The sequence below is a fragment of the Cognataquiflexum rubidum genome (assembly GCF_022538115.1).
In the GTDB taxonomy this organism is placed as follows: Bacteria; Bacteroidota; Bacteroidia; order Cytophagales; family Cyclobacteriaceae; genus Cognataquiflexum; species Cognataquiflexum rubidum.
The window spans coordinates 226,065-235,601 of record NZ_JAKZAL010000007.1; the positions used below are offsets into that span (position 1 = coordinate 226,065).

Here is a 9,537-nt window from a genome sequence, read left to right on the forward strand (position 1 = left end):
CGCCATATCTTGATTGGTGAGTTAATAGAACTAATCAATTTGCAATTAAAGATGAGGTAGACTAAAATATTTAGTTTAAAGTGAAAAAGCAAAGTGTTTTAAATGTATTTAAGCAGTTGCTATATACCAATACTATCATATTCATTTCCAAAAATAAAGTAATGAACCCGATTTTGACGTCATTGATTACGATTTTGTTAATCAAAGTAACGAAAGTGACTATAAATATGATTGGCACCTATTTAGATAGACAATTTAAAGACAATAACAAACTTAGGATAACTTTGATTTCGCTTACTTAAAATTAAACTTAAATTGATTTTAAACTAGGTCAATATTCCTAAGTTATATTTTATTCAGTCTAAAATTAGTAATTTTCCTATTGATATGTCTTTGAGATTATTAAAGTCTATTATTAAAAGAAATTTAGGAGATGGAGGCACTAAATCTGTCAAAAATAAAATTAATTATTCATTGATTTTTTTTTATAAAACCTTGTTAAAATTTGATCGATATGAATTAGCAAATATAATTAGGTTTACTAGAAAAAGATTACATTTTCTCGATGAAGAAGAATCATTATTTGAATTTAAAAAAGGTTGTAAAAGTAAAATAAGTGAACCATACTACTACGGATACAATCCAAAGATCAAATCAATTTATTCTCCTGACATCAGTTTATTTGTTTTAAAAAACTCTATTTTTTCCATTGAATCTTCAAATTTTTTAACTGACGACAAATTGATCGTAGAAAGAATTCCTAGAATCAACATAGATATTGCTAATTATGCGACAGGTCTTATAAAATATCACAATCATGTCAATGGGTTAGTTAAATTACCAAAATCAATCAAAGATTTAGAAATTAATGAGGCCTATTTTTTAGGAGGTAACGGCAGTTTTAATTACTATCATTGGATGACTGAAATCCTACCCAAAATGGAATTTATTGCAACAAATAAAGGAATTGAATTTTCAAAAAATATTATTGTTTCTGAAGGTGTTAAAAAAGTAGATTCTTTTCAAATCTCACTTGAACTTTCATGCAAACATTATAATTTTAATATTATTTATATCAATCCAAAACTTTATTTTAGAATAAAAAATTTGTTAATTATTAATAAACCTTCAGATATACTTTTTAATTCAAAAAACATATTGTCTGATTTATCATTTTGTTTTTACAATAAGCAAAGTTTATCGTATGTGAAATCATTGCTTCAAAATTTGAAGAATGATAAAATAAACTTGGATTCAATTGATAAAGTATTTTTGGGACGAATTGAAGGATCTGCGAGATCTTACAATCAAAGTGAAGTTAAAAAAATGTTAGAAACTGAATTTAATTTTAAAACTATTTATTTGGAAAATTATTTGCTTAAAGAGCAAATTTTTATTTTTAATAATGCTAAAATAATTGTTGGGCCATCAGGTGCTTCTTGGACTAATCTGATATTTTGCAATTCAAATTGTAATTTAATTAGTTGGCTACCATCTAATATAAGAAGTTTCTCAGCTTTTTCATCAATTGCCTCTAATTTCGATTTAAATATGGAATTTATTGAGGCTATTCCTGATAAAATAAATAATCTTCATACATCTTATAAAATTAAACTTGATGATTTAAGGGATTTACTTCAAAGACTTTAATTTTTTAATAAATAAATAAATAGTCCTTAGTAAATCAACTAAATATAAAGAAATACTACTTAAGTGTAATATTACTGTGCCAAAATTGTGGAAAGTATCATAAAGAATGACTGTAAAAAATATTGGAAGAAGCAGAAGATATAATACATATTGGAAAAGATTTTCAAAAATCTATGGAAGAGGTAGAAAACAACCATATGGAAGTAACATTAAATCATGAACCTAAAGTTTCTATTATTGTACCATCATACAATCATGATAAGTATATAACTCAATGTATTGAAAGTATAGTAGGTCAATCTTACAAAAACTGGGAATTGATTGTAATAGATGATGGATCTAGTGATTCAAGCAAAGAAATCATAGAAGCCTTACAAAAAAAATATGGTTTTATAAGTTGTTTCAAAAAAAACCAAGGTATATCTGCAACCTTGAATTTGGGTATTGTTAAGTATTCAAAAGGAAAATATATTACTTTTTGTGCTTCCGATGATTTTTGGACTACTGATAAATTAGAAAAACAAGTTGCATTTCTAGAGCAGAATCAGTTTTATCCTATGTGTTATGGTAAAAATTATTTTATAGATAAAAATTCGAACATAATAGATTACCAAGAACCAATTGAAAAAATATTTAAAAAAGGGGATTTGTTTAGTGAAATCTTTTTATTTAAAATTCATCTTCCTGTAACCTATATGTTTAGAGCTGATATTTTTAAAGAAATTGGAGTTTATAACGAGTCACTGGCAGCAGAAGATTATGAAATGAATTTAAGGATTTCACATAAATACAGTATTGGCTATATTGACGAGTTTCTTGGTTATTATCGATATGATGATTCCGTAATTAAATTGAAAAGATTTGATAAAATCTCAGACTCTCATTTGAAGTCAATTGAATCGTTTAAGGAACATAGGCATTACACAAAAGCAAAAGCAATGGTATTTTTGCGGAGATTCGATACTTTTTCAGGGTACAAAAAATTAAAAATCAAAGCACTCAAAAATATATATTTTGCATTACCATTATGGTACAAAAGAAGATTTGTTTTTGCTCTCATAAAATTATTCATTTTTTGGAAAGTTTAGTCTTTTTTAAAAAGAAAACACCAACACCTTAGAATAAAATGCATTTCTTTAAATACATAATATTAATTCTTTTTATTTATATTTATTTGTATAATCCAATTTTTCAATTTCTAGGATTTGGGCTTATTAAGGTTTTATTGATAATTTCCGTGTTCTACATCATTTTTTCTGGATTTTTACCTCGATTTTTAAAGTTATTTGAAATAGAAGTTTTAATGACTCTATTGTTAGTGAGTTATTCCATTGCAATAGTCCTTATCGGTGAGAATTCCTTTTCTATTCCCTATGTTCATATTATTTGGTATTTAGAATGTTTTTTAATTCCTACCTTTTTCCTGTTTTTATTTAGGAGTACATTTAGTTGGCTTTCATGGGAAACAATTATAGTTCATGTTGGATTATTAGCTGCACTCATAACAATTTTTTTGATCTTGAATCCTGTAACAAACCTATTTGTTAGAAATTCAATAATTATTGATTCTTTAGATTCTATATCTAGTGACAATTGGGATTTTAGAGGTTTTACAATAGCGGAAAGTTCATCTTATGGATATGGAATTATTCAAGGTTTAATCTTAGCAATTTGCATTTTATCCATCAAAAAGAATTTAATGTTTTTAATCCCAATCCTTTTTTTATTTATTTCCATTATATTCAATGCAAGAGTAGGAATTGCACCTGTCGCAATATCAATCATGCTTCTCATATTGAGCGGGCAGTTAAGTTTAAAAAGTATTTTTTTAGTATCAATAATTATTTTAATTGGCTATAATATTTTTTTATTTTCTTCATTTTCAGAGCAAAATGAAACTTCATTAATTTGGGGACTTAGTATTTTTAATGATGCCAATGATTTTATTCAAGGAAAAGAAAGCAATGCTGGATATAATATTTTATTTACTGAAATGTTATTTTTACCTACTAATTTTTCTGGACTATTTTTTGGAAATGGCCAAAAAGTTTTCGCATCCAGTATTAGACAGTCTGATGTAGGGTATGTAATTCAAATTTTCAGAGGAGGATTAGTTTATTTATCAATAATGATGTTTTTCTTATTTTTCTTATTTAGAAGATGTCTTAAAATTAACCCAAACAAGCTCTTACCAATTTTATTTTTTCTCACAATAATTGTAGCAAATATAAAAGGGGACGCTTTATTTAATCCTTCAGGTTTTTTTAGACTTTTTGCATTTTATTATGTGTATTCTGTGTTTGCGAGTAAAAATTTAATAGTGAATAATTTTCTTCTGAAAAATTGATCTCAATTTAATAATACCTATGATATAATGACAAAAAACAATAATCTTTTAATTACTGGCGGAACAGGTTCTTTTGGAAATGCTGTGCTCAATAGATTTGTAGAAACAGATAAGTTTTCTGAAATCAGGATTTTCAGTAGGGATGAAAAAAAACAGGATGACCTTCGTAAAAGGATAAATAATCCAAAAGTCAAATTTTATATCGGAGATGTAAGAGATATAAGGAGTATAGAAGCTGCTGTGAATGGAGTGGATTACATTTTCCATGCAGCAGCTTTGAAGCAAGTCCCTTCCTGTGAGTTTTTTCCACTAGAAGCTGTAAAAACAAATATTCTTGGTACTGACAATGTGCTGTCTGCGGCAGAGAAATTTGAGGTGAATCGGGTTGTGGTACTAAGTACAGACAAAGCAGCTTATCCAATCAATGCTATGGGAATGTCCAAAGCTATGATGGAAAAGGTGATGGTAGCAAAATCAAGGAACCTTGATGATTCGAAGTCAATATTTTGTGGAACGAGGTATGGAAATGTAATGGCTTCAAGGGGATCAGTTATACCGTTATTTATCGAACAGATCAAGTCCGGAAAGCCATTAACTATCACAGATCCCAATATGACAAGGTTTATGATGACCTTGGAAGATGCGGTTGACTTAGTTTGGTTCGCATTTGAAAATAGCAAACAGGGAGATTTGTTTGTTCAAAAAGCCCCAGCTGCTACTATTGAAGTGTTGGCCAAAGCACTTTTGGAGTTGTACGGTGCCTCAAATGAAATTAATGTTATTGGAACCAGACATGGTGAAAAACTATATGAAACTTTAGTGAATAGGGAAGATATGGTCAAAGCCCAAGATATGGGAGAGTATTTCAGAATCCCTGCGGATACGAGAGATCTCAATTACGCCCAGTTTTTTTCAGAAGGGGAACCTAACGTTTCCAACTTTGAAGAATATCATTCCCATAATACAGGGAGATTGGATATCGAGGGAATGAAAAAATTACTTTTCAAACTTCCGATCATCCGAAAAGAGATTTTGGGAGAAACCAACGTTGAACAATATCCTGATTGATAGAGGCATGGCTTTGAAAATTGGAATAACCGGTCAAAATGGGTTTGTCGGATCTCACCTTTACAATACTCTAGGGTTGTTCCCTGAGGAATTTGAAAGGATTGAATTTAATCGGGAATTTTTTTTGGATGAAGGTCTCCTTGATTCATTTATACAAAAATGCGATGTAATCGTTCATTTAGCTGCACTTAACAGGCACAATGATCCTGAGGTAATTTTTTCAACCAATATTAATCTTGTTGAAAAGCTCATAAGCTCTTTTGAAAAAACGGGATGCAAGCCACATGTTTTGATTTCATCTTCCACTCAAGAGGAAAAAGACAATCTTTACGGAAAATCAAAAAAAGCCGGAAGGGAACTTTTGGCCGATTGGGCAAAAAAGAACAATGCTGTATTCACAGGTTTGATCATTCCTAATGTTTTTGGACCATTTGGACATCCATTTTACAATTCTGTTGTAGCAACTTTTGCTCATCAGGTAAGTAGAAATGAAACGCCAAAAATAGAAGTTGATGGAAATCTGAATTTGATCTATGTGGGGGAATTGGTAGAGTCAATCCTAGAATCGATACAGTTACAAAAAAATAGTCCTTTTCTTGAAATTAGACATACTTCTGAAGCGAAAGTTTCAGAAATATTACAATTGCTCCAAAAATTCAAATCCCAATACCAAGACCAGGGGGAAATTCCCCAATTAAGGAATAGGTTTGAACATAATTTGTTCAATACTTTTAGGTGCTACATGGATGTTGAAAATTACTTTCCACGTAAATTCACCCAACACAAGGACCAAAGAGGTGCTTTTGTGGAAGTGATCCGGTTGGGAATAGGCGGGCAGGTATCTTACTCCACTACGGTGTCCGGTTTCACGAGAGGTAATCATTTCCACACCAGAAAAATTGAAAGATTTGCATTGATTAAAGGGAAAGCATTGATTCAATTAAGAAAAATTGGAACTGATAAAGTATTTGAGTTCTTTCTTGATGAGGCCGAACCTTCCTATGTAGATATGCCGATTTGGTACACCCACAATATAAAAAATATAGGAGAGGAAGAATTGCTGACTATCTTTTGGATCAATGAACACTATGACCCTAAAGATCCCGATACTTTTTTTGAAAATGTCTAATTGTAATTGAAACTTATATTTACTGACAAATCAACGGATGAAAAAATTAAAAGTGATGACTGTGGTAGGAACCCGACCGGAAATTATCCGGCTTTCCAGGGTACTGACAGCCTTGGATGAATCTGCAGCGATTGATCATATTTTGGTCCATACCGGTCAGAATTATGATTATGAATTGAACCAGATATTCTTTGAGGATTTACAGATCAGAAAACCGGATTACTTTCTCGATGCGGCAGGTGCCACAGCTACTGAAACCGTAGGACAGATATTGATAAAAATTGATCCCTTATTAGAATCCTTAAAACCCGATGCATTTCTGGTTTTGGGAGATACCAATAGCTGTTTATGTGCTATTCCTGCAAAAAAACGACATATTCCAATTTTCCATATGGAGGCAGGCAACAGGTGTTTTGACCAAAGGGTACCTGAAGAAACCAACAGGAAAATTGTAGATCATATTTCCGATATTAACCTTACATATAGTGACATCGCAAGGGAGTACCTTCTAAGAGAAGGCCTTTCGGCAGACAGAATAATCAAGACGGGATCTCCGATGTACGAGGTTTTAAATTTTCATTTGGAAAGGATCAAAAACTCAGATGTCCTGAAAAGACTAAATCTTGAACAAGGGAAATTTTTTGTGGTTTCCTCCCATAGAGAAGAGAATATCAGCAGTGAAAAAAACTTTACTGGGTTGATTGAGAGTCTTAATTTTTTGGCTGAAAAATACCAATATCCCATAATAGTAAGTACGCATCCAAGGACTAGGAAAATGATTGAATCTAAAGGTGTTCAAATTCATCCCTTAATACAATTGTTAAAACCACTTGGTTTTATTGATTACAATGGATTACAGATGAATTCCTTTGCTGTTTTGTCTGACAGTGGTACTATCTCAGAGGAATCTTCAATACTTAACTTTAGAGCGTTGAATATTCGTGATGCCCACGAAAGACCTGAAGCCATGGAGGAAGCGGCTGTGATGATGGTGGGAATGAATACTGAAAGGATTATCCAAGCAATAGTCCAACTTGAGCGTCAAAAAATAGGGGAGGAAAGGAATTTTAGGAGGGTTGCTGATTACAGTATGCCGAATGTTTCTGACAAAATGGTCAGAATTATAATTTCCTATGTTGATTATATTAGAAGAGTTGTTTGGGGAAGAACGGAAATGTAAGTTTTAATTTATGATAAATAAAATTATTAATAAATCTAATTTTAGCAAATTTTTAAAATGCCAACCCTACACTTGGACAAATTTTTTATCAATCTTTGAATGATTTGTCCTTATCTTAATTTTTATGCAAAAATAGTTTTATAGTTATTTACCATTTATCATTTGAATAATGGCAAATATTCTTCAAAACCCAGTTAAAATGGAATAATTAAAATGAATTTTATATATTTAATTTAGTTGTATTTAAAATTAAATCAAGAAATACTTAAATGTTTTAAAAACTAATTGAGATAAAAGTCAAATTAATTATGAAAGAAATTAAGTTAAATTTACATTTTTATAATACTCTTTGCTCAAAAAAGACTCATGACTTCCTATTTAAAAATCATAATGTTACATCTGGAAATGCTGCCCAGAATTTTTTTGGCTTGTTAGCTGAAGGTCTGAAGAAGAATTCTAATACAAGTGTTTTTGTTAATTCGGTTATTCCTGTAAATTATTCAGATCAAAAAAAGATTTTTTGGAATTTGCCAAAAGAGATTGAAGATGATATTCATTTTTTTTACATTCCTTTAATCAATCTTCCGATTTTAAATAATTTAATAAGTAGTTTATATATTTTTTTTAGAATTTTGTTTAAAAAGAAATCTCCAGATTCCAGAGATATTGTTATTCTTGATTTCTTGAGGTTTTCCATCAGTCTACCAATTGTATTGATTTGTAAACTAAGAAAAATTAAAACATTGGTAGTTGTAACAGATCTACCCGGGGAAGGGATTTTACAAAATAACTTTAAAACTAAAGTGAGGAACATGTTTATTTTTTTATTATCGTATGATTTTTACGTTTGCCTCACTAAAGATTTAAATAAAATGGTAAATAAAAAAAATAAGCCCTACGTTGTAATTGAGGGATTTGCTAACATAAAGTTTGAGAATAAAAAGAATTTAATTTCTGAGAAATACAAAGAAAGAGTTCTTGTTTATGCCGGAGGATTGTTCGAAAAGTATGGAATAAATAATTTAATTAAAGGATTTAGTTTAATGAAGGATCCTAACTTGAGACTGTGGTTTTATGGAGTAGGTTCATTTATAGATGAAATAAATAAATACTCTAAGATTGATTCTAGAATAGAGTACAAAGGTGTAATTCCTAATTGTGAATTAATTAATGTTTTGATGAAGGCAACTTTACTCATTAATCCAAGACCATCGTTTGAAAATTATACTAAATTTTCATTTCCTTCAAAAAACATTGAATATATGTCAGTTGGCACTCCTTTAGTTACTACCAAGCTTTCAGGTATTCCAGAGGATCATTTCCCATTCATTTACCTAATTGAAGATGAGTCTGATTCAGGGATTTTTAAAACATTAAAATTGCTGTTAGAAAAGAGTGATGAAGAATTACATCATTTCGGTTTGCTTTGTAAGGATTTTACAATAACCCACAAAAACAATGTATTCCAATCAAAAAAAATAATTCAAATGATTAGAAATAATGAATAAGTTAAATATTAGTTTACGCATTTATAGGCTTTAAAAATTCAAAATTTGTTTCCATTTAACAATTAATGGCTTAATGAATAACAATCGGATTTTGGTTTTACTTCCAACATTTGGAGACACAAAAGATAGTAAAAGGATCAAAATGTTGAAGGAATCCGGATTTGAAGTCAATGTAGCTTATTTTGAGAGAGACCAATTTTTATCAAGAAAACCTGAAGCAGATAGTTTTTATAAATTAGGTAAGATTTCAAATGGGAATTATTTCAAGAGAATAAATGTGTTCCTTAAGTCAATTCGCAATTTAAGAGCTTTAGTAAAAAAGAACGACTTTGTGTATTGTATAGGGGCTGATTTAGCAATTTTTTCTTTTTTTGCTTCATCAGGTCTTAAAAGTAGATTGATCATAGATGTTGCGGATATTAGACCTATTCAGGTATCAAATTCAATATTAGGAAAGTTTTTAAGGACTATTGAGTCATATGTTACAAAAAGTGCATCCCTGATAGTGGTAACCTCAAAAGGTTTTATTGATTTTTACTATAAGGAAAAACTTGGAATAAAAACGCATAATTTCTTTTTATGATTATCCGCAATCATTCCAGTAAGGATAAATTGAAGCAATGATGAGTCTGTCAAAAAGCTTTTGACCGAAATA

Annotated in this window: 8 protein-coding genes; all 8 read left to right on the plus strand. The window is 30.0% G+C overall.

The features are described from left to right. Positions 1-387: 387 nt before the first annotated feature. The 8 genes from MMU05_RS10175 to MMU05_RS10210 all read left to right on the plus strand — a co-directional run bounded on the left by MMU05_RS10175 (position 388) and on the right by MMU05_RS10210 (position 9,465). Entirely contained in the window at positions 388-1,650 is a 1,263-nt protein-coding gene (locus MMU05_RS10175) for a glycosyltransferase family 61 protein (RefSeq protein WP_241141570.1), read from the plus strand. Positions 1,651-1,772: 122 nt separating this feature from the next. Then, the gene (locus MMU05_RS10180) at positions 1,773-2,738 is read left to right on the plus strand and encodes a glycosyltransferase family 2 protein (protein WP_241141571.1); all 966 of its coding nucleotides are present in this window, start codon (positions 1,773-1,775) and stop codon (positions 2,736-2,738) included. Positions 2,739-2,887: 149 nt separating this feature from the next. Beyond that, positions 2,888-3,997 (plus strand): hypothetical protein, encoded by a 1,110-nt coding sequence (locus MMU05_RS10185; RefSeq protein WP_241141572.1) that lies wholly within the window; start codon positions 2,888-2,890, stop codon positions 3,995-3,997. A 27-nt stretch (positions 3,998-4,024) separates the two neighbouring features. Further along, the gene (locus MMU05_RS10190) at positions 4,025-5,065 is read left to right on the plus strand and encodes a polysaccharide biosynthesis protein (RefSeq protein WP_241141573.1); all 1,041 of its coding nucleotides are present in this window, start codon (positions 4,025-4,027) and stop codon (positions 5,063-5,065) included. 7 nt (positions 5,066-5,072) lie between these two features. After that, positions 5,073-6,194 (plus strand): polysaccharide biosynthesis C-terminal domain-containing protein, encoded by a 1,122-nt coding sequence (locus MMU05_RS10195; RefSeq protein ID WP_241141574.1) that lies wholly within the window; start codon positions 5,073-5,075, stop codon positions 6,192-6,194. A gap of 37 nt (positions 6,195-6,231) precedes the next feature. After that, positions 6,232-7,374 carry a non-hydrolyzing UDP-N-acetylglucosamine 2-epimerase gene (gene wecB / locus MMU05_RS10200; RefSeq protein ID WP_241141575.1) on the plus strand — a complete coding sequence of 381 codons (1,143 nt, stop codon included), beginning with the start codon at positions 6,232-6,234 and terminating at the stop codon, positions 7,372-7,374. Positions 7,375-7,682: 308 nt separating this feature from the next. Further along, positions 7,683-8,882 carry a glycosyltransferase gene (locus tag MMU05_RS10205; protein WP_241141576.1) on the plus strand — a complete coding sequence of 400 codons (1,200 nt, stop codon included), beginning with the start codon at positions 7,683-7,685 and terminating at the stop codon, positions 8,880-8,882. Positions 8,883-8,955: 73 nt separating this feature from the next. Next, entirely contained in the window at positions 8,956-9,465 is a 510-nt protein-coding gene (locus MMU05_RS10210; RefSeq protein ID WP_241141577.1) for a glycosyltransferase family protein, read from the plus strand. The last annotated feature ends 72 nt before the right edge of the window (positions 9,466-9,537 follow it).